The organism is Micromonospora sp. NBC_00362 (genome assembly GCF_026342155.1).
GTDB classification, from domain to species: Bacteria; Actinomycetota; Actinomycetes; order Mycobacteriales; family Micromonosporaceae; genus Micromonospora; species Micromonospora hortensis.
Window position 1 is genome coordinate 263227 of the sequence record NZ_JAPENH010000002.1, and the last position, 26622, is coordinate 289848.

The 26622-nt window shown below is 69.5% G+C and carries 21 protein-coding genes and 1 pseudogene; 8 read left to right on the top strand and 14 right to left on the bottom strand.

From position 1 onward, the window contains the following. The first annotated feature begins 551 nt into the window (after positions 1-551). Positions 552-749, top strand: coding sequence for a hypothetical protein (locus OG992_RS33175; protein ID WP_266305451.1), 198 nt, complete (start codon positions 552-554; stop codon positions 747-749). Between the two features lie 399 nt (positions 750-1148). Here the strand turns inward: OG992_RS33175 and OG992_RS33180 are convergent. The 3 genes and pseudogenes from OG992_RS33180 to OG992_RS33190 all read right to left on the bottom strand — a co-directional run bounded on the left by OG992_RS33180 (position 1149) and on the right by OG992_RS33190 (position 3710). After that, positions 1149-1999 (bottom strand): annotated as a pseudogene (locus OG992_RS33180) (IS5 family transposase). 164 nt (positions 2000-2163) lie between these two features. Beyond that, a complete protein-coding gene (locus tag OG992_RS33185) occupies positions 2164-3135 on the bottom strand; it encodes a CU044_5270 family protein (RefSeq protein WP_266305452.1) in 972 nt (323 codons plus the stop codon). Between the two features lie 35 nt (positions 3136-3170). Continuing rightward, complete coding sequence (locus OG992_RS33190) at positions 3171-3710, bottom strand: sigma-70 family RNA polymerase sigma factor (protein ID WP_323182021.1); 540 nt, start codon at positions 3708-3710, stop codon at positions 3171-3173. A gap of 208 nt (positions 3711-3918) precedes the next feature. Between OG992_RS33190 and OG992_RS33195 the strand changes: the two genes are divergently transcribed. Further along, a protein-coding gene (locus tag OG992_RS33195; RefSeq protein WP_266305535.1) for an IS5 family transposase occupies positions 3919-4747 on the top strand; the annotation gives its coding sequence in 2 pieces (ribosomal slippage) (positions 3919-4593 and positions 4595-4747; 828 coding nt in all). 205 nt (positions 4748-4952) lie between these two features. Beyond that, complete coding sequence (locus tag OG992_RS33200; RefSeq protein WP_266305454.1) at positions 4953-5189, top strand: hypothetical protein; 237 nt, start codon at positions 4953-4955, stop codon at positions 5187-5189. A 711-nt stretch (positions 5190-5900) separates the two neighbouring features. On the opposite strand, the gene OG992_RS33205 is transcribed toward OG992_RS33200, so the two are convergent. The 7 genes from OG992_RS33205 to OG992_RS33235 form a co-directional block, all read right to left on the bottom strand. Beyond that, positions 5901-6719 (bottom strand): hypothetical protein, encoded by an 819-nt coding sequence (locus OG992_RS33205; RefSeq protein WP_266305455.1) that lies wholly within the window; start codon positions 6717-6719, stop codon positions 5901-5903. A gap of 14 nt (positions 6720-6733) precedes the next feature. Further along, on the bottom strand, positions 6734-7339 hold the full coding sequence (locus tag OG992_RS33210; protein ID WP_266305456.1) for an RNA polymerase sigma factor: 606 nt from the start codon (positions 7337-7339) through the stop codon (positions 6734-6736). Further along, on the bottom strand, positions 7332-7571 hold the full coding sequence (locus tag OG992_RS33215) for a hypothetical protein (protein ID WP_266305457.1): 240 nt from the start codon (positions 7569-7571) through the stop codon (positions 7332-7334). Before OG992_RS33215 ends, OG992_RS33210 begins: the two co-directional genes overlap by 8 nt. Positions 7572-8043: 472 nt before the next feature. Next, entirely contained in the window at positions 8044-9072 is a 1029-nt protein-coding gene (locus OG992_RS33220; protein ID WP_266305458.1) for a DUF2637 domain-containing protein, read from the bottom strand. Then, positions 9069-12056, bottom strand: a complete 2988-nt coding sequence (locus OG992_RS33225; protein ID WP_266305459.1) for a BTAD domain-containing putative transcriptional regulator — start codon at positions 12054-12056, stop codon at positions 9069-9071. Before OG992_RS33225 ends, OG992_RS33220 begins: the two co-directional genes overlap by 4 nt. A 250-nt stretch (positions 12057-12306) precedes the next feature. Further along, entirely contained in the window at positions 12307-14214 is a 1908-nt protein-coding gene (locus tag OG992_RS33230; RefSeq protein WP_266305460.1) for a BTAD domain-containing putative transcriptional regulator, read from the bottom strand. 193 nt (positions 14215-14407) lie between these two features. Next, positions 14408-16285 (bottom strand): Hsp70 family protein, encoded by a 1878-nt coding sequence (locus OG992_RS33235; RefSeq protein WP_323182023.1) that lies wholly within the window; start codon positions 16283-16285, stop codon positions 14408-14410. A gap of 178 nt (positions 16286-16463) precedes the next feature. On the opposite strand from OG992_RS33235, the gene OG992_RS33240 reads away from it, so the two are divergent. The 4 genes from OG992_RS33240 to OG992_RS33255 all read left to right on the top strand — a co-directional run bounded on the left by OG992_RS33240 (position 16464) and on the right by OG992_RS33255 (position 18366). Beyond that, positions 16464-17441 (top strand): DUF6745 domain-containing protein, encoded by a 978-nt coding sequence (locus OG992_RS33240; protein WP_266305462.1) that lies wholly within the window; start codon positions 16464-16466, stop codon positions 17439-17441. Between the two features lie 152 nt (positions 17442-17593). Beyond that, positions 17594-17752 carry a hypothetical protein gene (locus OG992_RS33245; protein ID WP_266305463.1) on the top strand — a complete coding sequence of 53 codons (159 nt, stop codon included), beginning with the start codon at positions 17594-17596 and terminating at the stop codon, positions 17750-17752. After that, entirely contained in the window at positions 17752-17985 is a 234-nt protein-coding gene (locus tag OG992_RS33250; protein ID WP_266305464.1) for a hypothetical protein, read from the top strand. The genes OG992_RS33245 and OG992_RS33250 overlap by 1 nt, the downstream gene beginning before the upstream one ends. 129 nt (positions 17986-18114) lie before the next feature. Beyond that, positions 18115-18366, top strand: a complete 252-nt coding sequence (locus tag OG992_RS33255) for a hypothetical protein (RefSeq protein WP_266305465.1) — start codon at positions 18115-18117, stop codon at positions 18364-18366. A gap of 57 nt (positions 18367-18423) precedes the next feature. Here OG992_RS33255 and OG992_RS33260 read toward each other — a convergent pair whose 3' ends face one another. From OG992_RS33260 to OG992_RS33270, 3 genes are all read right to left on the bottom strand, one after another. Then, positions 18424-19092: an HNH endonuclease family protein gene (locus tag OG992_RS33260; protein ID WP_266305466.1), complete on the bottom strand. Its 669-nt coding sequence runs from the start codon at positions 19090-19092 to the stop codon at positions 18424-18426. A 190-nt stretch (positions 19093-19282) separates the two neighbouring features. Beyond that, positions 19283-21781 (bottom strand): tetratricopeptide repeat protein, encoded by a 2499-nt coding sequence (locus tag OG992_RS33265; RefSeq protein WP_266305467.1) that lies wholly within the window; start codon positions 21779-21781, stop codon positions 19283-19285. After that, entirely contained in the window at positions 21781-22131 is a 351-nt protein-coding gene (locus OG992_RS33270) for a hypothetical protein (protein ID WP_266305468.1), read from the bottom strand. Before OG992_RS33270 ends, OG992_RS33265 begins: the two co-directional genes overlap by 1 nt. A gap of 210 nt (positions 22132-22341) precedes the next feature. Here OG992_RS33270 and OG992_RS33275 point away from each other — a divergent pair, with 210 nt between their 5' ends. Continuing rightward, complete coding sequence (locus OG992_RS33275; protein WP_266305469.1) at positions 22342-25863, top strand: WD40 repeat domain-containing protein; 3522 nt, start codon at positions 22342-22344, stop codon at positions 25861-25863. On the opposite strand, the gene OG992_RS33280 is transcribed toward OG992_RS33275, so the two are convergent. Beyond that, complete coding sequence (locus OG992_RS33280; RefSeq protein ID WP_266305470.1) at positions 25858-26145, bottom strand: NIPSNAP family containing protein; 288 nt, start codon at positions 26143-26145, stop codon at positions 25858-25860. The genes OG992_RS33275 and OG992_RS33280 overlap by 6 nt on opposite strands. Positions 26146-26622: the final 477 nt, after the last annotated feature.

The window sequence follows — 26622 nt, forward strand, 5'->3', positions numbered from 1 at the left end:
GAGCGTCAATGCACCCGGTCGCCGCCCCGGCGAACCCGACAGCGGCATCCCCACACCGCTGGCCGGGGCGGCGGCCACCGCGCACCGTCGCTTCTCCGAAAGGGGCAGCCCCCGACATGCCGCACCGCCGCGCCGTACCCCGCACTGTCGGCGACACCTTGCTGTGGCTTCTCGCCGCCGACGTCGCCGCCGCCCACCAACCTCACCCGCAGAGGCTGAACCGCTGCGCGAACCTGCGCTGTACCGGCGAGGCGTACCCGTGCCCGCCGGCATGCGACGCCCAGCGGGCCCGCCAAGCGGCCACCTTGCCCACGCTTCTGGCCCATGGCAAAGCACGAGTGGGCCCGTGGATGGCCGCACCGGCCGCCGCAGCAGCCACCGGGTTTGCTGGCTGGTTCCGCTCCACGATGCCCCGACCGGCAGAACCGCGGCAGCAGCCGGCGCACGTCGCGTGACCCCAGGCCCTGCGGGCACACCACCGGTCTGAGTCAGAGGCTGACCGGGCGCTGCTGGCGGGCGGCGCCGTCCACGTGATCAGGAAGAGCGACACCATGCTGGACACCGCCTACCCCTTTCGACGCGAGCAACCGGGCTACCTGCGGTTCCTGACCCTCGGCGACGGCTATTTCGAGGTCCTCGTCTGGAGCATCGCCCCCACCAGCCGACCCGCCATGCCCGCTCTGGTCGACATCGGCAGTCGCGACGCCTCGAGCCTCGCCCTCGTCGGCACCGGCGAGGGCCGCCACTAACGCACTGCTCGCCGTCACCACCGACGCCGTCCTGTCTCTTCGCAGGCCATGCCTCGGCCTTTGACTCCCCGACCTGGCCGTACTCGATCCCGACGTCGCCCGCGACCTGCACCACCCCGACACCCCGATCATCAGCCTGGACGAGTGGCTACCCCTCCCGCCTGACATCGACGCAGCCCCCCAACCGTGGACACCACGAGCGTCAGCTTGATGCGGCTCGACCGCAACGCCCACAACTGGCCCTCACCAGTCCCCTTCCATCCCCGGATGGCGCATAGGAATGTCAGCCCGACGCCGATGGATAGCCAGCCGCCAGCTGCCTCGCCATCACCTTGCAACCCGCCTGCTCGCAAAAATGGCCTGACCGCTCCGATCCCTCTAGGCCGTGTCTTCAAAGGTTCACAACCATTGGAGTAGCGCGGCGATAGTGACTGTGGCCTGGAACGAGGTCGCGGTCTTGTCGTAACGGGTCGCCACGCTGCGGCACTGCTTGAGCCGGTTGAAGCACCGCTCCACGACGTTGCGCCGTTTGTAGAGCTGCTTGTCGAACACCGGTGGTCGGCCGCCACGGCTGCCTCGTCGGTGGCGGTTGGCCTGCTGGTCGGCGCGCTCAGGGATCGTGTGTCCGACGCCGCGCCGCCGCAGGTGCTCACGGATGGCCTTCGAGCTGTAGCCCTTGTCGGCGATGACATGGTCGGGCCGGACCCGAGGTCGGCCGGGTCCGGACCGCTCGACCCGGATCGCTGCCATGACGTGCGTGAAGCGGCTGCAGTCGTTGACGTTGCCGCCGCTGAGCACGAACGCCAGGGTCCGACCCAGGCCGTCGCAGGCGAGGTGAATCTTGGTGGTCAGTCCACCTCGACTTCGACCGAGGGCGTGATCTTGTGGTTCGTCCGTTTCTCGATGCCCCCTTTAGCGCCAGCGGCATGCTGATGAGCACGCACGATCGTGGAATCCACCGACACCAGCCAGTCGATGTCCCCGGCAGCGTCCGCGTCGGCCTGGACCCCGGCGAGCATCCGCTCGAACGTGCCGTCCAGGGCCCATCTGCGGAAACGGGTGTAGATCGACTGCCAGGATCCGTAGCGGGCGGGCGCATCCCGCCACGCCGCCCCGGCCCGGATCTTCCACACGATCCCGTTGAGGACCCGCCGGTCATCGACCCGAGGCCGACCACCAGTCACCGCCGACGGCAGATACCTCGACAACGCATCCCACTCGACGTCAGACAACTCATAGCGACGACCCACGCCCTACATCATCCGACACCAAAATCCTTTGAAGACAGCGCCTAGGGCGTGTCCTGCCGATCATGATTGTCACTTAGTTTGCCCAGGCGAGCGCTGGTTGTTGGAGCGCCACCGTCCCGGGCCTGCCTCTGGTAGTGGCAGACCCGGGACGGTTTCCTGCAGGGTTAGTTGAGCGTGTCGGTGCGGTTGTAGTCGAGGAAGACCTCGTAGAAGTTGAGCTTGGGGTGCTGCTTGGTGTTGATCATTTCGTGGGCGAGCAAGGCACCGGTCTTCGGGTCGAAGATCAGCAGGCTTTCGAGATTGCGCTCCGAGTCGGTGCTGGTGATGGCGACGCCGGAGCGGCCGGCTCGATCGGTGACGTTTCCTCGCCATGCGAAGCCGGGCACGTCGGCGAGGACGTTGAGGATCATTGCTCGGGAGGCCCGTGATACCGGGTACCGGCTGTAGACGGTGTTCACCATCTTGGCGACGTCGGCCGGCTCCTGCGTGGTGTGCAGGAACTGGGCCAGGGTGCGCCGGTTCGTGGGCAGGGGCTTGAGTCCGTCCGGCTCGGCGGGGAATGGCAGTTCGTGTGCTTCGGCGACCTTTGGAGCAGCCTTGACGAAGTAGGTCGCTGACTCCACGTCGGGATACTGCGCCGCGCCTGCTTCGGTGCGCTGGTGACCGGAGCCGTCGGCGGCCGTCCACTTTTGCAGCTTCTCGACGTAACTCATGGCGTACCGGCCGTCTTCGGATTCCTGGATGGCACCACCCCAGTGCTGGGTGCGGACGTAGGTGTACCAGCCGCTGCGGGTGTCATAGGGGGCGGCGCCGGTCCTCGATGCGAGTGCCCTCAGGTGATCGCCGGCAGGAGGCGGCTGGGTGGTGATCTGGTAGGCCACCGGCACGAGCACCTGACCCGGAGCCGCGGTCGGTGAGCTCTCCTGCCCGTCGACGGTCAGCACGGTTCCAGCCCCGACCGTAGCGACCACCGCGGCGGCCGCCGCGGTGAGGACCAGTCGCCGGGTCGGGCGCGCCGGCCGCACGCGGGACACCTGGTCCTGGGTGGCCTCAGCCTGGGCGATCAGCGTGACTACAGGCGTCCGCGGGGGGGGAACGGTGACGCCCCTGGCCGGGTCCTCTGCCTTCAGCAGCATTCGAGTGCCCTTGACACCAAACATGTTGTTCCCTTTCACCCTTCACGATCCGTTTGAGCATTCATCGCTTTGGTCAGCCTTTTCCGCGCACGGTGCAGGCGCACCGCTGCTGTCGCCCGGGTGCAGCAAAGAACGGTTGCGGCCTCACCGAGGGACAGCTCCTCCCAGCCGATTAGCCGCAGGATTTCTTGATCAATATCTGGCAGGGTGGCTAATGCTGCCCGAACTCCAGCCACCGCGACCAGACTGTCCTGCACCATGGCCACTGCCTGGCCGCCCCCGCCGCTGACATCGGCGAGAAAGGTCACCTGCGGCGCCGTGCGCCCCTCTCGCCTGGTGTTCGCCAACACTCGACGCGCCACCGCATACAGCCAGGGCAAACACTCTGGTGGCACCTGCATGCGGCGGCGCCACGCGATGATGAACACTTCCTGGGCAACTTCGGCGGCTGCGTCCCCGTCATACAACCTGCGCAGGCTGTATCGGACTATTCGTTCATAGTGTGCGAGGTAGATTTCGGTGAACCATTCCTCGCCACGGTCCCTCGGTGGACCCATCAACCCTCCCGCTGACATCGGACGCCCTTACACCTAGCTTCTGTCACCGCCAGAGCGATCATTACCGGGTGACGGGAGGAATCTCTACCCGGCGTTCATTACGATGTTGGTAGGAACTTTCCAGCCGGCATAGGTGCAGCTACCCCTGTGGCGCAGGCCGGTTGATCTTGCGCGTCGGTTGACTGACGATTGGTTAGTGAAACGCCGCGGTGAGTTGACCGATGAGATGTGGGCGGTCATCGCGCCACTGCTACCCGAACGGGGCAGCCGGCGGGGGCGATGGAGGGATCATCGGCAGGTCATCAATGGGATTCTATGGAAGCTACGCGCTGGGCCGCCATGGCGTGACCTGCTCGAGTGCTATGGGCCGTGGAAGACGTGCCACGAACGCCTGCGTCGCTGGACCGCTGACGGCACGTGGGATCGGATCCTGGCCGCGGCTCAGGTGCATGACGACGGCATACCCGTGCAATGGACGATCAGCTTGGACTCGTCAATCGTACGGGCCCATCAGCATGCCGCTGGAGCCCGCAAGGCGGCGGGCTCTACGGCAAGTGCGGCGACGCCTGATGCGCAAGATGGTGAGGCCATCGGCCGATCCCGAGGCGGGTTGAGCACGAAGATCCACCTCGCTGTCGATGGACGGGGCCGGCCGCTGTCGATCCTCCTCACCCCCGGCCAAGCCGGCGACAACCCGCCGCAGCTCCTCGCGTTGCTCGACGCCATCCGCGTCAACGAGCCCGCGCCCGGCCGGCCCCGCAAGCGGCCCGAGGTGCTAATAGCCGACAAGGGCTACGCGCACGACTCCACCCGCCGAGCGTTACGACAACGCGGCATCCGCCACGTCATCCCCGAACGACCGGATCAGGTCGCCCGCCGGGCCGCCAAGGGCAGCGCTGGCGGGCCGGCCGCGAGCCTTCGACCGGGTCATCTACAAGAAACGCAACGTCGTGGAACGCTGCTTCAACCGGCTCAAGCGATGGCGTGACCTAGCCACCCGATACGCCAAACGCGCATCCCTAAGGTTTCGGCTACTTCAGCAAGACGGTCGCTGATCACGCTCGTCATTCTTGCCGCACAGTGACGCGTTGGCCAGCAGGACCATCGTCCGTTCGGATGCCTACGACTGGAGCAGGACGAGTGCATAGGGACAGCCAGACGATGATCATTGATGGCATGTGAGGGCCACCGAAGAGCGTTCGGTGACCCCTGAGCGACCGCGATGACGTTGACCAGTGGCAGGCCATCCTGGATGAGGCGGTGACGCCGGTCGCCGGCTGGGTCGTGCGGGCGGAGCCGCGCTGGTGCGCCCGACAGTTCGTGGAGAGGCTGCTGCCGGGTATGAATCAGCTACTTGTTCATCTCTCGCAGAACAGGCTGGTCGCGCAACTCCTCGCGAAACAGGCTGGTCACGCGGATCGGCAGGTGATGCAGTGTTTGCTGCGCTCAGAGGTTTGGAACGTCAACCTCATGCGCGATGAAGTGCGGGATTGCTGATGGGGCAGCCCCCTAGGCGCCCGACACCGAACACCCTTAGAGCACGAAACATTGTCCTTTCTCGTTGGGCCAACGAAGCGCCCGGCCTTGGTGTCGGAGCATGGCCCGGCGTCTTGCACGGATGGCCCGTCGCGTGGAGCCGAAATGCGGGCGAGCGTCACCGCCGACGGGCTGGGGAGCAGCCTCAGCTGCGTCGAGCGGCGACCAGCTTCCCGCTGATGCGGAGCGCAACGCCGTCGGGCGACGGCCAGTGACGACGGACGCCGAGTTTGGAGCTATCGATGCCGTCCTGCTCGCCCTCGGCGCGCTCACCTGCTTCGGCGGTTTCTCTCGAGTCAGCGAGCTCCGCTCGTGGCGCTCGTCTGCATTCCTAGGCACGACGGCGATAGTTTACGGGGGTTCCCGTTCGGTGACGCCAACGACGCGGCGACAGTATGCGGCGGTGGGGCCGCAGGCGGAACTACGGGCTGGATCTTCTTGGCCGGCATCGACGTCGGCGCAATGCAATAAGGTTCGGCCGCGCCTCGCGTCGTTCTGCCCGCCAGGTGACGCGTGGCGGCGCCGCACACTCCCATCACCTTGTTCGAGTGCGACCTGGAGGACTGGGCCGCCGCGCAATAGGACGGCGCCACGTAGGCCGCGACCAGCGGCGAGGTGGTCCAAGCCAAATGACCGGGGCCGGCCGGGCGGGGCACGTCCCCGCCCGGCCGGTCATAGCAGCACGTCGACCAAATCGTCCGACGGATCGAACAGTCGTGCAACGGCCACGCGTAGGTCGGCAATATCGCGGGACAACCTGCGTAGGCGGGCCACGGCGGGTCTGAGGTTCAGTGGTAGATGGGGGCCATCCAACGCCCGGTTCTTGAGAATGTTGTGAATCGTCTGGCAGACAGACCCAGCGCGGTCTACCACGTCTACCGCTTGGTCCCGGGTAACAAGCCGCTCCTCAAGACTGTCCGCGAGCGATTGAAGCTCCTCTGCTGACCGAATCCCGACCGACATGGAGTCGGCGTAAGTGACGTGCTTGACGAGCGCAAGGCCGTCCACCTGGCGGATTTCCTGCAGGACTTCCAACATGCTCAACGCCAGAATCTCGATCTGGTCGAGAGTGCTCAGGAGGCCGAAGGACCGCGGCGCGATGCGCACCCGGTAGGCCTCGTTGACGTCGGACGTCAAGACGTTGACAACGCCAGTTCTGCCGTCGCCCAGGATGAGGCCGGCATCGTCCTCTGCGGGGAGGTTGGCACCGCTCACCCATGGGTCCGATCGATCGGAAGGTGGACCAACGATCTCCGCCAGCCTCTTTTCGACATCGGATGTTCTCGCCTGGGCCTCGATGGTCTTGTTGTAGCGCTCCGCGAGCAGGATCTCCTGGAGCCCGGCCTCGACGTCCCACGTCTGGTCAAGGCACCGCTGGATTTCGTTGAGAGCGTCGCGGCCAGCAGTGTCGTCAGCCCAGCACCTGATGGGCGACTTGGGGCCGGCTGCCCCGGGGCGGGTGTTCGGCGCCCCCGTGGTGCGGTCGTTCATGTTCACCCCCTCGCTCACTGGTCCGAGTCCTGACCGTGCATGATCTTGGCGAGGTTGCGTCTCGCCTTCCACAGGCTGCTCCGTACCGCCTCCGGGGTCATCTTGAGCTCTGCGGCGATCTCGGTGGGCTCGTACTCCTCGTATGCCCACAGGAGCAGCTGGCGCTGGCGCGGTGGGAGCTGCTGCAGGGCAGCCAGGAAGTCCTGCAGGGTGTCCGACATGGCGATGGCGCAGGTGTCACCTTTGCGGGGGATCCGGTCCTCGATGTCCTCCACCGGGAGCATCTCGCCCCTGGCCAGGCGCTCGACGCACAGCCGGGAGGCGGTCCGCCGGGCCCAGGCCTTCGGGTGCTCGATGGTGGGCCACCTCTCGTACGCGAGGCGCATCGTGTCCTGTGCGACGTCGTAGGCGTCGGCGGCGGACATCCAACCGTGCAGAATCAGCCAGGAGGTGAGGTGGGTGAAGAACTCCCTGTAGAAGTCGCTGAACTCGTCGCGGGTCCGGTCCCGTTCGCACGGGACGAGGTCGCTCAGTGGTGCGTTCACCGTCGAGCCGATCACCCAGGACGAGGGTCCGTGCTGCGCCGGCGGTTCGGCCCGCTCGGTTGTCTTGTCATCCACGGCGGTTCCCGCTGCCTGCGGCGGTGGGCACCGTCAGGGTGATGCATGAGCCGTCGGCGCGCTGGTCGCGTAGCCGGCCGCCGCCAGGCAGCGCCTCGGCGATCGCGATGAGCGAGTCACCGCGGGCCTTCTCGTGGTGTACGCGCCACCTGGCACGGATCCACAGCGCCAGCAGCCCGGTGAGGCTGGTGACCACGGCGGCCGCGAGTCCGCCCCAGCTGAATACGTCCACTGATCTCTCTCGCTCTTCTCGTCGGGCCGCGCTGGTGCGTGGTCGCTGATAGGTAGAGGGCAAAACCGGGGTTAGCGTGAACCGCCGGATCCATGATTTTTTAGGCGGCACGGCCGGCGCTTGGCCCCGAGCCGCTCGAACGCGAAGAGGCTACGGTCCACATTTACGGCCAGCACCGCCTGAGCCATGATGGCCAGGTCGACTTCGAACCACCCAGCCGCAGCGCCGACGACGTCGCCGTGTTCGACGAGCGGTGCCGCGTCCGGAGTCAGCCGCCGGATTCGAAAGTCGTAGCTTGGTCTGGGCTTATTCGTTCCTGCCAGCCGGCCCGGTCCGACCACCACCGTCGTGGGCCGAGGCCGGCGGCCGGGCCGGTCGCGTTGTCCGCTCGGGCGCGCCGACGGCCAGCAGCGGGTCGCCCAAACGGCCTCCTACCTTGGTCGGGAGTCGCCGCTGAGGACTGGGGGCTGCCTCAGCGGCGCCCCGTGCGTACCCGGTTGCCGTTGGTGCGGGGCGCAACACCGCCGGACGGCGGCCAGTATCGGCGAACCGTGCGTTCGGACCTGCCGATCCGCGTGGCGATCTGTGCCGGATGTAGGCCGGGGTCACGGCGGTGCCAGTACGCCACGGCCGTGGCGGTGTCCGTGGGCACCGCTGCATCGTGGTCGCCAGCACCGCTTGCTGCGAGGTCGCCGTGGGGTTGGGCTGGTGGTGTGTGCCCGGCAGGATCGGTTGCGGGCACCGCTGCGTGGTGCGGGGTCTGTGTGTTCGGCTTGGCGCCTGCATGGTGGTTCACACCGACCTGCTCGGCCTTCGGCCGGTCGCTTGCCTCGACCGTGGTGCTCGGGTCAGCGAGCGGCGGTTTTGGCTGCTCGTTGACATTCCTTCGCTCGGCAGGTGGGGCCTGCGCGCTCGGAGACGGCGGTGCGGCGGCGATGCACGGCGGCAGGTCCGCAGGCAACACTGCGGATTGAATTTCCTCGGCCGGGCTCGACGTCGGGATGGTGGCGGAGTGGCCGGCCGCGTCTGGTGCCGGTCCGCCCGCCGTTTGTGGTGCGGCGGCGGCACGAAGTCGGCCGGTGATCTCGACGAGGCTGACGCTGGCGACCACCACCAGCCCGTCGACGGATAGGGGTAGCAGGTATTCGGCGGCGGCTTCGGTTTCGCCGTAGCGGGCGGCAACGCCGGCCATGTGCCAGTAGCTCACCCATGCAGCGATGGCGGCGATCGGGGTGGCGGCGAGCATCCGGACCGCCGCCAGCAGCCGTTTGTGGGTGGGCACGCGGGAGATCAGCTCGACGGTGAGCATCAGGGCTAGGGGTGGCCAGGCGGAGATGACTTGGCTGATTGGGTTGGGGCGGGCGTGGAGCACGTTCGCGGCGATCGAGGCGGCGATGCCGAGGGCGAGCACGGTGCGTACTCCCCACCGCAGCTGCCGCAGCTGGCGCAGTTCGCGCTCCCCTGCCCCGGTGTGGGCTACAGGCGCCGTGGTGGTGCTCATGCGGCCGAGCCGTTCGACTTCGGGGCGGGCTTGGCGGTGGGTGTGAGGTGGGCGACGAGCCGGTCGGCGAGGGCGATGGTGTCGTCGCGGGGCTCGGCGTCGATCTGGGCGAGGGCGCGGGTCAGCTGGCGGCGCAGGGTGCGGATTGCGTCGAGGTGTCCCAGCTCGGCGCGGGCGCGCATCGCCTGCTGGTAGAGGTCCTCGCGCAGGGGGTGGTGGGCGATGGCCGCGTCGAGCACGGCGATCTGTTGCGCTGGGTTCCCGGCCAGGATGTCGGCGAGGGCGAGGTAAGCATCAAGGGCTTCTTGGCGGATGGCCTCGCGGTAGGACTCGACCCACTCGTAGTCGCAGTCCTGGGCGAGGGGGCCGGTGTAGGCGTTGACCGCGCGGCGTAGCGCGGCGGTGCGGGTCTGCGGGTCGATGGCTTGCCTGGCTTCCCGGAGTGCCGCTCGCATCTGCCAGAGGTCGATGTCGAGGGTGTCGGGGTGCAGGAGGTAGCGGTGGTCGGGGTGGCTGACGTAGGTGCCGGGTCCGCCGGTGTGCCGCAGGACGGATCGCAGTCCGGAGACGTAGGTGTAGAGCCGGCCGGGGGCCTTGCTGGCCGGGGCGTCGGGCAGCAGGTCGTCGAGGATCGCTTCTGTCGAGGCCGCCCCGTTGTGCACGGCTAGGTACACGAGCAGCTCCAGGGACTTGGCGCGGGGTGTGCGCTGTGGGTCGCGATTGATGATCTCTGGTGGGCCTAGCACCCGCACCCGCACCTGCCTGGACTGGAGGTCGACGCTGCCGCCTGTTGCCGGGTGGGCGTGCGCGTGCCCTTCCGGGACGTCGGGTGCGGCTGCCTCCCCTGGTGCGGTCAATGGGCCGCGGTGGTCGTGGCCCGGCTGGGATTCGGACTCGGCCAGGTTGTCTTGCCGGCTGCCAGTCGGCGTCACAGTTCTGTCGTGCGCGACGTTGTCCGCGTGGGGTGCCGGCCGCCCGACTGTTGTCGGCGCGCTGTGCGCCGAGGGGGACGGCGGGTTGTCGGGCGCGGAAGGGTCTGCGTGTGGGCGGGCCTGTTGTTCGGTGGGGGCGGGTGGCTGGCCGGTGTGGGATTCGGCGAGGGTGGCGAGCAGGTCGGCGGTTTCGGTTGGGTCGAGCACAGCGAGGCGATCGACGTGGGTGGAGTGGGTGTCGCTGGCGGTGGTCGTGCCGTCGGCGGCGACGGTGACGGTGTCGCCCTCGGGCCATGCGCCGAGCAGCGTCCCGTGGATGTCCAGACTCCGCCCCTGCGCGAGTAGGGCGGCGACGCGAGCGCGTTCGTGGCGGGTCGTAGGGTCGGCCAGCAGCATGACTGGTGGGAGGGCTTCTTTGTAGGGGTGGCCGCGGCGTAACTGGGCGACGGTATCGACATCATGCTGATGCACCAGGCGGGCGCGTTCCATTGTCTGGATTTCCAGGAGATCGAGAGCCTCGTCGAGGCCGGCGGTGACGGTCAGTCGGGGGGTGCGCGGCAGGGCGGCTGCGGCGATACCTAGCAGCGTCGTCGCGGTCGTCGACGGAATGACCACCTGGGTGCGGGCCTCGGGGTGGTCTACTCCGCCGCATGCCAGGGCGGCGGTGAGGAACCCGCGAGCGGCGGCCTGTGCGCCGGGACCGGCCAATCCCAGTCCGGCGGGAGGCCACAGGGCTGCCTGCGGGTTGTCGAGTGCTGGCGCGACTGGTAGTGGCGGTGCGCCGGCGCCGTCGTCTTTTGATGACGCGTTTGCGCCGGCGGTGGGAGCGCCGGCGTCCCGATCGTCGCTGCCGCCGGCCACGAGCACGGGCTCGTGGTCGATCTCGTATCCGTCGTGGTGGTCGCCGCGAAGCTGGGCGTGATCGCCGGGGTGGTGGGGGCCGATGGCGGTGCGCAGGCCGCGGCGGATTTGCCCGATCACCCGGGGCATGCGTGTCAGGTCCGGGTCGTGCATACGGGGTGTTGTCATGGGCTTGCGAGGGAGGTAGCGGCGGCGGCGCTGTGCCCAGACCAGTGCGGCCGCGGCGGTGATTGCGAGGGCTAGGCCGAGATCGACCCAGCTTCCGGTGGGCAGCCCTACTCCGCGCGTGGCCCTATCGGTGGCGCTGGGTGTGTCGGGTGTTGCGGGGCTTGCCGTGTCAGGGGCGGAGGCAGTCGGTGCGGGCGACGCTTCGCCGCCGCTGTCCGGGGCTGCGGTTATCGGGGGCGCAGGCGACGGCGGGTGGGGCGTGGTGGTGCCCGGGGCTGGGTTGGCCGGCGGCGTGTGCGCGGCCGGCGCTTCCGGCTGGTGTGGACTCGGCGGTGGTGGGACTGGCGTGCGCGGTCTGGCGGGTGCGGTGGCGTCGGCGGGCAGGTCGAGGGTCCAGCCGGGGTGGATGAGGTTCGGGTTGCGGAGGGTGCCGCCGACCTCGGCGTGGTGAACGCCGCGGTTGAGGGCGAATATCTCCGGCCAGCGGTCGGCGTCGCCGAGGCACCGGTCGGCGATCTTCGACAGGCTGTCGCCGCGTTTGACGGTGTAGGTGGGCACCGTTGATGCTGTGTCCCTGTCGGCTTGCTGGGCCTGGAGGGCTGGCGTGGTTGTCGCTTGGGTGGTGGGCTGATCACCACCACCGCTGCTGGTGGTGGGGGTGGCGTGCGCGGCGGCACCGGTGGCGGTCGTGACGGCGGTGGCCCCCAGTAGCGCGGCGGTGATGCCCTGGACTGGGCCGGGTACGCGCAGCGTCGGTATCCCGTGCAGTCGGCGGGCCAGGGCGCTGTAGGTGCGGATGAGCACCGCCGTGGATAGCAGAAGCCACAACGTAACCGCGCCTGCAGCGATGAGTGCGATAACGAAGCTTGTGCTCAGCGGCTCAGCGATCCACTGCCGGGCCGTGACGTCCGGCGAGGGGAACTCGGGTGTCCACGCGCCGGTGCTGGCGAGGACGGCGGGCACGCCGGCCGTGAAGGACACGGATGTGGTGACTGCGGCGACCCGCGCTGCTCGGGATGACATCTGACCCTCCTTGCACCTGCGGCTGGTGGTGTCCTACCTCCCCTGGCCCGGGTGGCGGGCAGCCTGCGAGGGCGAACGGGGTGGTTGCGGTGACGCTATGGCCGCGGATGCCGCGATGGAGGTGGGCAACGGCTCACCGCACCTCACAGCGCCTCACATGACCTCACAAACCCAGTTCAGCGAGGGCGCGGCCTCGGAAGATGGCCGAAGGCTGCAACAGGCGGTGCTACGAGATCGGGTGTGTGCGGGCCTAACGGGTCGAGGCGGCGGTACCCCGTGGCCGGGCGGTGGTGGCGCCCTGGGCCTTGTCGGTGCGGAGACCGGCCTCGGCGAGACGGCGGTGGTAGGCGTCGTGCAGCTCAACAGCCGCGGAGTGCTCGCCGAGGGCGGTGAGAGTGTTCATCGCGCGGGTGTGCAGCTCGGCGTTGTAGGGGTCGACGCGGATGCCGGCCTGCAGCAGGCGCAGGGCCTCTTGTGGTGTGGTTGCGGCGGCGGCGAGGGCCGCGTGGGCGTCGATGACGTGACGGCGGACGCCCTCCCGGATCGGGTCAATCCATGGCCATTGGCGGCCGGCGGCGACCTCGGCGGGGTAGGCGTCGATGACTGCCTGCCAGGCGAGCGTGTGATCCGTGACAGCAGTCGCGGCATGCTGAACAGTGGTGTGCAAGCGCCACAGGTCCGTGTCCACGTGGCCGCGGTTGAGGCGATACCGCTCGTCGGTGTTGTCGATGACGTCGAGCCCGCTCGCGGCGCGGATAGCGCCGCGCAACTCGCTGAGGGCGGTGTAGAGGCGGCCGGTGAGGGAGTGCCGGGGTAGGCCGGGCCAGAGGGCTTCGGCCATCTGCCCGCTGTGCGCAGAGGGGTGGGCGGTGAGGAACACCAGGGCCTGCAGGGCGGCGGTGCGTCGGATGGTGAGCGGTTCGCCGTCGACGAGCAGCATGGGTTCGCCGAGCACGCACACCTGAACACGCCGCCCACTGTTAGCGGTGCCGAGGTTCCGGTCCTTGCTGGTCGGTTGCCGGGATATCCATGCCGATGGCATCAGAGGACTGAGCGTTGGTCGGGTGCCGGATGCCCCTGGTGAGGTCGGGTTGAGGTGGCCCATCACGGTGAGAAGGTCGGTGGCCGCGACCGGGTCGAGGACACACAGTCGAGGCCCGGCCGCCCCTGGACGGCGAGGGTCTTGTGTGTGGCCTGCCGTGTCGACCTGCCAGGTCGCGCCGTTTGGCCACTCACCCAGTGCGACAACCGTGACGGCGCCGGCGCCGCGCACAGCGTCGAGTCGTTGGGTAAGGGCACCGGATGGGTTGTCGACGATCGCGACGGCCACCGCGCCCCCAGCCGTTGCCGTTTCGGACTCGCGCGGCTCCGGTTCGTCTCGCTCTCCTTTGGCGTGCCCGCCGAGGAGGGCTCGAAGGAGCATCGTCGCGTCATTAACGGTGGATACCACCTGCAGGTGCGGTGCGGGGTGTCGTATCGCTTCGGCGGTGGTTCCGAGCAGGGTGGTCAGCGCGGCGCGGGTGACGACGAGCGGCACCGCTCGACGGTGTTGTCCGCTCAGCAGGATGGTGACCAGCAGGCCCCTTGCCGCGGCCAGAGCACCGGGTCCGGTCAGCCCCACTCCCGAGGGTGGCAGGCCCGATATCGCGGATGGCGCCACCTTTGCGGACGCATCAGCGACGACCGGGGGCGGTCCCGGCGGCGCAGGGTGATCGGCGAGGGCGGATTGCACTGCGGCGACGGCGGCCGGCAGCGGCAACAGATCCGTGTCGTCGCGGTTGATGCGGTCGGGTGGGCCGGGTCGGTAGGCGCGGCGGCGGCGCAGCCAAACGAGGGCCCCGGCGACGGCGATCTGGTCGGCGACATCGCGGGGCAACCAGGCGCCCGATACCGACACTCCGTCGCCGTTGGTGGTGGCACGTCGATCCGCGTCGGCGACAGGTTTGGGCAGAGATTCCAGAGCCCCGGCGGCGACGGCCACGGGAGGCTGCGGCGTTGGCACCGGGTTCGTGCTGGCACTGAATACCGCGGCACCTGCCATCCCGCTGGCAGTGGCCTGCAATGGGGTGGGTAGTGGCAGGCGCCGCAACCAGGCGACACCCACGCGCAGGCGAGTCAGCGCCCGGATGGCAACTGTGTAGGCCAGCACCAGCCACACCAGCCATGCCCCGCCGGTGAGTGCGGCAAGCATGGTCTGCTCGGTCAGTGGCTGCTGCACCCACGCCCGGAGCTGCTCTCCGCTCGGCCAGCCGAGTGCCGGCATGCCGGTCAGGGACAACAACACCGTCGGCGGGCCGACCAGGAGCAGGACGATGAGCAGCAGGGACATCAGCTGCCGCGGCCAGCGCATGTCACCCGCCTCCACCCGGTGACATGTCCGTCCGCACCGGGCCCGTGGGCGGTGCGGTGGGAGTGGGCGGGGCGGGGCGCAGGATTCGGCTCCAGAGTCGAGTAGCCCACCAGGTCGCGACGGCGATGGCGTAGATGACGCCGAGCATGCCGGCGGCCCGTCTACTGACGATCGCCGCGAAGATCACCGCCAGCGGGGCGGCGAGGATGAGGCGGAACATTAGGGGTGTCACCACGGCCATGACCACGGCGACGCCGAGGAGGAGTCCGCCGACGCGGCCGGCAATGTCGATCCACAGGATCCGGTCCGGCCACCGGTCGGCGGTCAGGGAGTACTGGATCAATCCCATGCCGAGGGTGGCGGCGACGATGGATCCGGTCGGCGCGGCCAGCAACGCCGACCAGCCGCCGTGCGGGGTACGCCACTGCCGGGCGGCGACGAGCGCCATCGCCACGGCCATCACCGACACCGGTGCGATCGGCCACAGCGCCCACTTCAGGTACGGGCCGACGGGCATACCGAAGTATTGGCTGGTGACCACCGCGTACAGGCCAGCGATCGCCGCGCCGAGGGACACCGCGGCGAGGATCCCGACGCTGACCCTTCCCCCTTCGGTTCGGGTGCCGGGGGTGGGACTGCGAGCGGCGATCAGCGAGCCGAGGACCGTGCCCGCGGCCAGGCACGCCAGCAGGGCCATCACGGCCGCCATCGTGAACTCGCCCCAGTTCACACTCACCGAGTAGTACACACCGAGCACCCCGTGCTGCTCCGCGGTTAGGAGGCACTGCCAGATCAGGGCCAGCGACGCGAAGCCGGGTACCGCGATCGCCGCCGCCCGTCGCACGGGCGGCACCGGCACCTCCACCCGCTCGACCGTCGCGGTATCGACGGCGCCGACGTCCGCGGCGCCCCGGGCCGCGACCAGCGCCGGCTCGGGCACGACTATGGGTGCGGCGCCTGTGTGCTCGGCGATCGCCGCCGCTAGGTGCGGTAGCTGGGCGCTGCCGCCCACACAGTAGACACCGGCGAGGTCGCCGACCGTGAGCTCAGCGGCGGCGACCGTCTCCTGCGTCAACTGCGCCACGCGCCACGCCACCGGCCGGACGGCCTCGTCGAGCATCGCGCTGCTCGCGACTACCGGCGGCCGGTCCGGGAGCGGAACCGTGACAGCCGGATGGATCGCCAATGCTTCCTTGGCGACCCGGACGCTGTGCGCCACCGACGCGCGCGGCGCGCCCTGACCCTCTCCCGTCGGCGCGCCGATGAGGGCGTCGGCGAGCGCTTGATCGACTGCCGTGCCGCCAGCCGCAGCGTCGGCGAGGGTCGCGAGGACCTCGAACCCGGCCGGCCCGCGGCGCAGCACCGTCACCTCGGCGCCAGCGCCGACGTCACAGACGACAAGGAACGCTCCGACCGGCACCCTTACACCAGTGGTGAGCAGGTACTCGGCGACCGCCACCGGGGCCTCCACCAGACGCGGTTGCGGCAACCCCGCTCGGTGCGCGACCTGCCGCATCCAGGTCCGCCGCCGAGGGCCCCACCCCGCCGGGACTACCACCCGCACATCCCGCACTGGCTGACCGACGACCCGCTCGGCTTCGGCGGCGACCCGGCGCAGCGGCGCCGCCGCCACCTCCAGCGCGTCGCCGCCAGCGTCACCTGCCGTCGTGTCCTCCGCCGGATGGCGCGGGCGCGGAATGGACGCTGAGGGCTGCCCCGTCGCGTGTCCGTTCGCGGGTAGATAGGACCCGGTGTGTAGGGGTGGATTCCCGGCGAATGACAGTACGTGCGCGCTGCCGTCGGCCCACGCTAGGACGGCTTGGGTGCCGGCGCTGCCGCAGTCGATCGACAACCGTGCTTCCCCCGACCCCATGTCCATAGTCAAACATGAGGATCACATTCACGTCACCTGTCAATCACTCACGGCCAGCAGAGGTCAGCCGAAACGCACCAGCGTCACGAACCGCCGAAGGATCTCCTCGAGGAATCCCCGTGAATAGGCCGTCTCCCGCCTGCGTGCCTCTTGCCAACGACACCAACACGCATTGGATGGAACCGTGAAGCCCTCGAACCCACCCGCCCACCCCACCGACGGCATCGCCCGCACATGGACCCGCGCAGTCCTGACAACCGAACCCGCCGACCACGACACCGCCGAAGCCGCAGCCCGCGCCGCCTACCGCACCGCCGGCAGGCCCGATCCCACAGAGTTCATCTGGTGCCCGTCTTCCTGGGCCGCACTCAAGCTCATCAGGAATCTCCTCGAAGAAGGGCAGGCTCCACTCGTCAATTCCGTGCGTCGCGCGGTGTTGAACCAGGCGTTGTCCGCAGCCCGCGCCCCACTCATCGATCGGGCCAGCGACACTGAGCGGTTGAGCGCCCTCGGAGAGTTCCACCACCACTTCGAACGCAAAGGGTTCTACGGCGAGCAACGCTACGACGGCATGGACGAGCGGTACGACCTCATGGAGCGCCCCTACCGGTGCCCGCCGGTCCTGCCGTCCGAGCGATCGGCGCTGCGGCCCGTGCTTCACGCCGTGCACCAGACCTACCGGCACGTCCTGAGCCCTGGGTGGTCGGCGATCGATCGCGCGATCAGCGCCGATTACACGCTCCAACCGGCCTGGTACTGGTCCGACGAGCACGGGCTCGTCGACCAGAACGACGAGGCCCGTGCCGTCGTCCGCTACAGCACACCTGACCTCAACGACCGATTCTTCGACCCGGCCTGGTGCTTCTACCCCGACCTCATGGTCCTGGCGGCGATCGACACCTACCGCAGAGTCTTCGATACGGACCCCGGCGCCGCCTGGCAGGGCTGCCGCGACGTCGCGCTGACCAGCGGACCCTGGTGGCCCTTCTCCGAAACCGTGGTCATGAGCGAGCGACCCACCCTGCTCACACTCAACGAGCAGGACCGTCTCCATGCCGACAACGGGCCAGCTATTCAATGGCCCGACGGTCACCAAGTGTGGGCCCAAGACGGCGTTCTCATCAGCCCACCTCGCTCGGGGTCGGCAACGAGCGGCGCATGATCCCAGAAGCCCGCAATGATCATCTGGTTATCCACAGGCACCTGAGTTGTCCACAGCTAATGCGATCAGGCATTGATCGGCTGGACCACCACTGCTGAAGTACCTGCTCGGGGACGACGCCACGTCCCATTCAACGACGAAGGAGCGCAGCCATGACCCGGGGTGGACGCAGCCGATCGCGGCGCACGGACAGGCCGACACCGCTGGAGCACCTCGCCGGTGTCACCGGCCTGATCGGCGCGACGGCCGCCCTCCTCGCCGCCGTCGCCGGGCTGCTGACAGCCGCCGCCGCGCTGACGGTGACTCGCTGATGCCCGCCGTCGAGGCATGGCTGCTCGGCGGACCCGCCGACGGGCGCATCACCCACATTGAGGTTGACGACGACGGGTCCCTTCCGCAGGCCATCGTCCTGCCGCAGAGCGGCGCCTACCTCGGTGCCCGCGATCATCCCAGCCCGCCGGTGCAACACCGCTACCTCCGCTGCGCCGGCGAGGTCAACCCGCCAACCTTCCGCTACGACGGCCCTGTCCCCCAGGACCAGTGACCTCAGCATGGGCTGCCTACCGCCCACAGCCGGAGCGCCCCGTGTTCCGACCAGAGAACGACACCACCCGAGCCCGGCCACATCGCTACCCAACATCATCCGCTGATCGAACGCTTGTACGATTCGCTGGTGGAGGATGTGGCGGCGCGCTGGTGGAACGGGATCTGGGGTCGCCTGGGCCGCCGAGATGTGTGGCTCGTCCGCGAGGTCCGGTGGAAGGTCACCGCCCGAGCCGGCGACAGCGAGACCGGCCGGGTGCTCCGGTGGGAGTTCGACGCCGAGGACGAGGCGCTCGCCATGGTCAAGCGTCTGCTCGCCGCCGACGCGGGCGGCCAGTGGCGCAAGCAGTCCGGCGACAGCCAGCCACCACAGCAGGCGTAGCGCCTGGCCCGCGGTCCGCAAACCTGCAGGGCTGCGGACCGCAAGCCAGGATCGTGGTCAGGAGCTACAGGTGTTAAGCATGCTCTGCAGAGCGGACTTCTCCGACGACTGCAGGGTCAGGCCCCAGGTGTACTTCACGGTGATCCACATCTTGCTGTAGGTGCACCGGTACGACGACAGGGGCGGCTGCCAGGTGGAGGGGTCCTGGTCGCCCTTGGACTGGTTGACGTTGTCCGTCACCGCGATCAGCTGTGGGCGGGTGAGGTCGTTGGCGAAGCTCTGCCGGCGGTTGGTCGTCCAGGAGTTGGCGCCGGAGCGCCAGGCCTCGGCCAAGGGGACGACGTGGTCGATGTCGACGTCGGAGGCGGCCGTCCAGGTGGCGCCGTCGTACGGGCTGTACCAGCGGCCGGAGGTGGCCGCGCAGGAGCTGTCGACGACGACGGAGGTGCCGTCGCGCTTGAGAACCTGCTCGCGGGTGTTGCAGCTCCCGCTGATCGTGACCCAGTGTGGGAACAGGTCACGCGAGTAGCCGCTGGTCGAGCCCTGGGTTGCTACGGTCAGGGCGTTGAGCTGCGACTGCGCCGTCGCCTTCGACGGGATCCCGGGAGGTGCGGCGGACGCGGGCTGCGCGCTGACGCCAACTAGGACGGCGACGGCCGCGAAAACGACTGCGGCGGCATGGCGCGTGACACGTGGGAAACGTGCAGGGACTGGGGTTACCCGCATAGGGGCCTCCTCGGCACTGGGGTGGACGGCAACCGTCTCTGACGATCGTTGCCATCGAAGGGCGCCTTTGTGAAGGGGTGAGGAAGCAGCCAGGAACTTTGAAGCGCTCTGCGGCTGGCGTGCGGCACGGGCCGGGTCAATCCAACGCAGCCTCGCCGGCCGCCTGTTCTGGGCACGCGCGGTACGCCTCTCAGCTGTTGAACGACTGCGCGCCCAACTCCCAGCGACGCAGGTCGACCGGAAACTGCTTGGCGCGCATCGCCGCGATGTTCTCCCGAAGATGGCGCAGGTGTAGGGAGAATGCCTGCGGGTTCGCCCCGCCCCAGCGGCCGAAGATCTCCTCGGCCTCGGCGTTGTACTGGAACGCCTCGGTGCGACGGTCCAGCTGCCAGAGGTATCCGCTCAGGTTCGCCAACACGGCGGCCAGGTCGAGTTCGAAGGCCACCGCGTTGGCCCGGACGAGGTCGCGGAAGATTCCCACCGACTCCTCGGCCGCCGCCACCGCGGCGCTCAGCTGCCCCAGCTCGGCGTGGCGCAGGCTGACCGTGTTCAACGTCAGCGCCAGTTCCGGCCGGTACACCGACGGCTCGTCGTCGCTGAGCCGGCGCCAGATCCGCTCCGCACGACGGACGGTCGCCAAGGCCTCCTCGCGCCGGCCCCGATGCGCCTCGATCACCGCCAGGTTGGCGAGCGCCCCGGCCAGGCCCCGCTCACCGCGGGCCGACCGGGAACCACCGGTGAACAACTCGACCGCCTGTCGACCCGCCACCTCGGCTTTCTCGTGCAACTGGACGTGCGACAGCCGGAGAGCGAGATTGTCCAGCGCCTCCGCGAGTGCCCACCGGAACGACCCGGCATCGTCGCCCGGTCCCTCGGCGAGCGGGGTGAGCAGTTCCACGGCCCGCTCCGCACTGGCCAGCGCCGCAGGGTAACGGTTCACGGCGGCGAGTCGGTGAGCCCGCAGGTGCAGAGCCAGGGCGAGTAGCGCGGACGTCTCCGGCGAGGCGGCGGCCACCGCGGCTTCGCCGGCCGCGACGGCCAGGTCGGTCTGCTCCAGCGCGGCCTCACGGTCGCCGGCATTGGCCAATCGGCGCCCGTACGCGATGTGCAACCGGGCCCGCTCGACCGGGTCCGGGTCCCGGGCCAGGCGGTCAGCGGCGAGGCGAGCCACCACCTCGCGCGCCACGTTGTCGAAGTCGACGTGACGTCCGGGCGGCAGGAAGGGTTCGATCCGGGCCAGAAGCTCGACGTCCACGTCCGGCAGGTCGATGATCTTCGCGAGCACCGCCCCGCCGGCGGCGGTGGCGAGCGCCGGGTCGTCTCGCAGGGCCGGCAGGAGCACTGCGGCGGCCACATGCGGCCAGCCGGCGGCCACCTCGGCGAGGACCGTGAGCGCGCCAGCCCGGACCCGGGCCGCCTGCGCGGTGGGCATGCCCGCACCGCGCAGCAACGCGCGGACGACGCCGACCGCCCACGGCTTCGGTGCGTACGACGACCACCGGTGACCGGGAATTGCCAGCGCCAGGTACGCCTCCCCGAGCCGGTCGGGCTGCAACGGCTCCAACACCCACCCGGCGTTGCGGGGCGGATAGCAGGTCGAGTGGTCGCCCAGGAGTTGGGCCACCCTGCCCGGCTCGCTGCCCACACCGGCGCAACCCACGACCGCCTGGCCCACGTGGTACGGGACGGGACCGGCCAGCATCGCGACGAGAACCACGCGATCGAGCTGCTCGACCCCGCTGGTGACGGCGTCGCCGGCCAGCGACTGCCGCCAGTGCCCGACCTCCCGGTCGAGCAGGTATCCGTACATGTCCACCAGCGTGGACGGCACCCGCAGGGTCCGATCGTGGCTGACCGCCACCGCGACCAGCGCGGCCAGCTGAAGACTCAGTGCCGATCCGTACGCCGGGTCGGCCAGATCCGGCACACGCACCGCGTCGATTCGCGCATGGGAGACGAGTGCGGCGAAGCGGGCGGTAGCGGTGCGGAAGAGCCGTTCCCTGGTGTCCGCGTCGGGTGCCAACGGGGCCAGCTCGAACTCGTCGACCGCCATCCCCAGGGTGGCCCGCAGCCAGTGCCGCAACGCCTGCCACCAGTACCCCACGGCCCGGGCCAACACCAGCACCCGGACCGGGCCCTCGCGGTGCAGTCGAGGATCGGTGAACAGGGCTCGCAGGTCGCTGGCGGGCCACCAGTCGCCATAGTCGACGAGCACCAAAAGCCCGGCGGTAGCCCGACGCTGATCACCCGTGGCGACGCGATCCGGCTCACCTGGATCAAGATATGCCCGCAGCACCTCCCAGCCGGCCTTGCGGGCGGTATCCGCGAACTGGTCGGCGAGGCGCGTCTTGCCCTGGCCGCCCGGCGCGTGGATCAGCTGGACCGCGCGGTCCGGCCGGTCGCGTATGGCGGTCAGCCACTCCCCCAGTGACTGCTGCTCCTCGTCACGGCCGAGGAATGGCACCACACGATGCCGTGCGTCGAGCAGTTCGGCGAGGCGCAGGGTCTCCGCCGGGCGTGGTGTCCCGCCGGCCAGGGCGGTCAGTCGATAGCGCGGCAGCCCGAGGGTGACGTCGCCGTCGACGAACCCGGAGATGGCGATGCTGCCCGGGGCGTCCGCCCAGGCGTCGCCGGTGTTGGAGAGGGTGTACCCGGCCGGGGTGGGTACGTCGGAGCGGTCGCGGTTCATCAGGGACGGCGAACGATTCCGGTAATCGCCTGTCCACCGTCGCCGGCCGTGGCGTCCCCGGTGCGGGAGACCTCCATCGGCGTGGCGTCGCTGGCCGGGGCGTCGATGCCCGAGTTGGCGTACCCGGCGCCCCGGGCCCACGTCGCCCCCGTCTCCCGGGCGCGGACTCCGGACCGGGCTGTAGGCAGAGCGGCCCACAGGGCCACCCCAACCCCGGCGAGCCCCGCCAACGCGGACACCGCAGTCGCGATCCTGTCGGCCGAGTCCCACCGCAGGACGACGAAGGCGCTAGCCAACACGGCGACCAGCAGCCCGGTGATCAACAACACGATGTGACGACGCGACCTCATAAGGTCATCCTGACGTGCTCGTCAAGCGACGCGCTACCGAGGAACCCCGGGTGAGGCCGTGGCTGTCGGGCGCGGCCGGAGCAGGTCGAGTCGGAGCGCCCCGCAGCAGGCGCAGGAAGGCTCAAGGTCGCCGGTCGCTCCAGCCGTGATACGCGGGCGGGCGCATACCCGCTACCGTAAACCCATCGGGGATCATCGCTGGGAGGGTTGGTGCGGCCGAGTCGACGTCCACCTATTGCCCTTCAACTGTCGCTGCTCATCATCGCCGTCCTGCTGGAGATCGCGGCGAACTTCTTCGCCAATGCCGACACGTCACCCCTGACGGCCGGGATCCGTCAGGTTGCCGGTCCGGCGCTGATCGTTCTGTTGGTGGTGCTGATCGTCGGGAACGGCCTGGTGCTGTGGTGGCAGGCGCCCCGTAGTCCGCGGCCTGTGTGGCGGTCGGATCGCAGCCCTTATCCCGGGCTGTCTGCCTTTACCGAGCAGGACGCGTCGGTGTTCTTCGGCCGGGAGGGGCAGGTCGCTGAGCTGGTAAGACGCCTGCATGAGCTCGGTCTGGACGCGTCCGACCGCTTCGTCTGTGTCACCGGCGCCTCCGGCAGCGGCAAGTCCTCACTGGTGCATGCTGGCGTGGTTCCCCGGCTGCGAGTGGGACGGTGGCAGGTGTTGCCAGCGGTAACACCGGCAGGTGAACCGCTCGGTGCGCTCGCGGACCTTACGGTCACACTGGGTGCCGCCGACCGAGCCTCCGCGCTGAGGGAGGTGCGGTCCCGGCCGGACAGCCTCGCCCGTCAACTGACCGTCTGGCGGGCTCGCGAGGGTCATCGGCGCGGGCGGGTCCTGCTGATTCTCGACCAGCTCGAGGAACTGGTAACCCTGTCCAGCCCTGCTGAACAGGCGACGTTCCTGGAGCAGATCGCGACGGCGCTCGACGCCGACCGGAGGCTCTGGGTTGTCGCGACGCTCCGCGTCGAGTTCCTCGGCGATCTCCTCGCCGGGCCGCACCCGGAGCTGTTCGCTAGCCCGGTCGCGCTGGGGACCATGCGGCCGGCGGACCTTGTCGCGGTCGTGGAGCAGCCCGCTCAGCTCGCCGGCTTGCGCTTCGAAGACGGTCTCGTCGACCAGATCGTTGCCGACACCGCTACACCGGACGCGTTGCCACTGCTGGCGTACCTGCTTCAGGAGCTGCACCGGGCGTCCGGGCCCGGCCAGACGGCTACCCGCCAGGCGTACCAGGCACTCGGCGGCGTCGCCGGGGCTCTGAGCCGACAAGCCGACAGCGTCATGGCGGACGTGCGCCACGAGAGCAGCACCGAGGACGTCCTGGACACCCTGCTCCGTCTGGTAGCGATGGAGGGCATCGAACCGACCCGACGGCGGGTGCCGCTGCGGGACCTGTCCGACAGTCAGCGTCGGGTGATCGGCGTCTTCACCGACGCCCGGCTGCTCACCATCGACGTGCTCGACGGTGAGCCGTACGCGCAGGTCGCGCACGAGGCGTTGTTCCGCAGGTGGGCGCCGCTGCGCCAGCAAGTGGAAGCGCGGGCGGAGCAACTGCGCCGGCGTACCGAGCTGGAACGGTGGGCGGCAGACTGGGTGCACGCCGGACGCAGCGCCGACTACCTGCTCACCGGGGAACGGCTTGCGCTGGCCGGGCAGTGGCTGGAAGCGATGGAGTCGGCCGGCCAGGACAGCCCAACCGCACGTGCCCTGGTGAACGCCTCCCGCAGCCGAGACACCGCGTTCCTGCACCGAGTGTCCGAGACGATCGGTCAGTTCGCGCTCGGCAACGTCGACCGCTACCCGGAGCTCGCGGTGCTGCTGACCTCGGCCGCCCTGCAGGAGTGCCCGCCAACGCCCATCGCCCGCCGGGCCCTGATGGCAGCGTTGGCGTTCAGCCACACCGAGGCAGTGCTCACCGGGCACACCGACACCGTCCGCGGTGTCGCCTGGTCACCCGACGGAGCACATCTGGCCACCGCGTCCCGAGACGGCACCGCGCGGATCTGGCACGCCGACACCGGCACAGTCGTCCGGGTGCTGCGCGGGCACACCGGCATGGTGGACGCCGTCGACTGGTCCCCCGACGCCACCCGGCTCGCTACAGCCTCCCGCGACGCCACGATCCGGGTATGGGACGCGGCAACGGCGGTAACGGTCGCGGTGTTGCCCTGCGCAGACGTGGCACGCGGTGTTACCTGGTCACCCGACGGGTCCCGCCTCGCCGGCTCGAGCCGGGACCGAATGGTCCAGGTATGGGACACCGCCACCTGGAAGCTTGCCGCTCATCTGGTTGGCCACGAAGGAGACGTCTGGGGCCTGCGATTCTCCCCCGACTCCCGCCGGCTGGCCTCCGCCTCCCACGACCGGTCCGTCATCGTCTGGGACCTCACCACCGTTCAGCCGGAGCAGCGACTGACAGGGCACGGGGACTTCGTCGAGGCCGTCGCCTGGTCCCCCGACGGCAGCCAACTCGTCACCGGGTCCGGCGACCAAACCGTACGAATCTGGGATCGGGCGACCGGCGAACCCCGACATGTCATCGGCGGTCAGGGATACCCCGTCTGGTCGGTCGCCTGGTCCCCCGACGGTCGCACCGTCATATTCGCCAGCGGCGACGGCAGCATCCGCGCCTGGGACGTCCGCCGGCTGCGCGAGATAGCCGAGCTACGCGGGCACTCCCAGGTCGCCTGGTCCGTCGCACTGTCTCCCGACGGGCGACGGGTCCTCAGCGGTTCCGGCGACGGCAGCGCTCGCCTGTGGAGGATCCAGCCGCGCGGGGCCGAACAACGGCTACTCGCCGGACACGGCGGACCGGTCAACGCGCTCGCGCTGGATCGGACAGCGCGGATCGTCACCGGCGGCGCCGACGGCACCGTCCGAACCTGGAAGCCGGACGGCACAGCCTCTGTCACGACGTGGCTGGAACCGGTCGTGGCCCTTGCCTGCTCACCGACGGCCGACGTGCTCGCCGTGGCCCTGCGCGACGGCTCAGCCCACCTGATCGGCACCGACGGCAGCGTGCGCTTCGGCGCTGAGGTCGAATCGCTGGCCTGGTCACCGGACGGGTCCCGGTTGGCAGCGGGCTGCAAGGACAATTCGGTACGGCTATGGGACGTCCGCACCGACAGTTCCGCTGGCGTCCTGCGCGGGCACGCCGACTGGGTAGGGGCGCTCGCCTGGTCGCCGAGCGGTAGGTACCTCGCATCCGGCTCCGACGACCGAACCGTCCGCGTCTGGGACATCCAACACCCCGGCGACAGCACCGTCCACTCCGGGCATCAGAACTACGTCGACGCAATCAGCTGGGCACCCGACGAGCATCGGCTCGCCACCTGCTCCGCCGATTGGACCGTCCGCGTCTGGGACCTCACCGGCGCCGACCAGCCGCGGGTCCTGACCGGGCACGATAAGCGTGTTCGCGCGGTGGACTGGGCTCCCGACGGCCAGCGCCTGGCATCCTGCTCCGACGATCGCACCGTACGGATTTGGGACTGCGCGAACGACGACCAGGGCAAGGTGATCGGCGTTCACCGCGACGGCGTGACCAGCCTCGCGTGGTTGCCGGACGGGCGGCAGGTCGTGACGGGTTCAGCGGACGGTACTGTGCGCGTCTGGGCGGACTCGGTCGACCTGGCCGAGCTGACCGCAGTAGCGCGTTCACGGGTGTTCCGCGCGCTCACCGACGACGAACGGCAGGCACACCTACTACCCGGCGACGCCAACTTATAGCGTCTGCTCGACCTCGCGGGTTTCCTCGCCCAGCAGGTAGTCGTCCGGGTCCAAGCCGAGCGTCTTACGACGCTCGGAGGCCCAGTAGGCAGCGTTGGCCTCATCGAACGACTCAGGGCCCTCGTGCGAGATCACCCAGACGTGCTGATTCCGCGCCCGGTCCTTCCACGACCCATGGATCTCGAAACCAAGATCACGGCGCAGCGGAACGACCAACCGCTGCCACCTGTCCACCCACTCATCCAGCAGCCCCGCACGGACCGTGTAGATACGGATCTGCACCGACCGTGCCAAACCTGTCACCTCATCCGCGCTGCGACCGATGGCGTTACGCCATCGACCCTAGCCGAAGTCGTAGAACCAGGCCGGGCACACGGTCCGGCACTGGACGACATCGGCAGCGTGACGAGGTGTTCCTCTCCTGAGCTATCCGCCATCACCCGAGGAGCCGGCGCGGCCGCAGGCAGTTCCGGCCATACTGAGCCGAGTATCCCCGCTCTACGACGGGGACCTGACCGGCGCCTACAAGCCGGTGCCCGCCTCAGCAATCATCGCTGCGCCTGCCGGTCAGATTTCGTAGCCTGAGATGCTCACCCAGCAGGCTTGTGGCCGGTGAAGGTTGTACGGATTTGCGCCGTGTTCTTTCCGCCGATGGCTACGGAGGCCGGCCCGGTCGCGCTCACCCCAGCGCCAGCCCGAGCAGGCTCCGCGGACGGGACCGCCGCACTCGATGCGTCAGTGATTACCTCACCGGTGTTC

Bases quoted from the DNA above. Each gene is read 5' to 3' on its own strand.
- OG992_RS33175 (WP_266305451.1), top strand. From the start codon at position 552: ATGCTGGACACCGCCTACCCCTTTCGACGCGAGCAACCGGGCTACCTG.
- OG992_RS33185 (WP_266305452.1), bottom strand. From the start codon at position 3,135: ATGCTGCTGAAGGCAGAGGACCCGGCCAGGGGCGTCACCGTTCCCCCC.
- OG992_RS33190 (WP_323182021.1), bottom strand. From the start codon at position 3,710: ATGTCAGCGGGAGGGTTGATGGGTCCACCGAGGGACCGTGGCGAGGAA.
- OG992_RS33205 (WP_266305455.1), bottom strand. From the start codon at position 6,719: ATGAACGACCGCACCACGGGGGCGCCGAACACCCGCCCCGGGGCAGCC.
- OG992_RS33220 (WP_266305458.1), bottom strand. From the start codon at position 9,072: ATGAGCACCACCACGGCGCCTGTAGCCCACACCGGGGCAGGGGAGCGC.
- OG992_RS33225 (WP_266305459.1), bottom strand. From the start codon at position 12,056: ATGTCATCCCGAGCAGCGCGGGTCGCCGCAGTCACCACATCCGTGTCC.
- OG992_RS33235 (WP_323182023.1), bottom strand. From the start codon at position 16,285: ATGGACATGGGGTCGGGGGAAGCACGGTTGTCGATCGACTGCGGCAGC.
- OG992_RS33245 (WP_266305463.1), top strand. From the start codon at position 17,594: ATGACCCGGGGTGGACGCAGCCGATCGCGGCGCACGGACAGGCCGACA.
- OG992_RS33250 (WP_266305464.1), top strand. From the start codon at position 17,752: ATGCCCGCCGTCGAGGCATGGCTGCTCGGCGGACCCGCCGACGGGCGC.
- OG992_RS33260 (WP_266305466.1), bottom strand. From the start codon at position 19,092: ATGCGGGTAACCCCAGTCCCTGCACGTTTCCCACGTGTCACGCGCCAT.
- OG992_RS33265 (WP_266305467.1), bottom strand. From the start codon at position 21,781: ATGAACCGCGACCGCTCCGACGTACCCACCCCGGCCGGGTACACCCTC.
- OG992_RS33270 (WP_266305468.1), bottom strand. From the start codon at position 22,131: ATGAGGTCGCGTCGTCACATCGTGTTGTTGATCACCGGGCTGCTGGTC.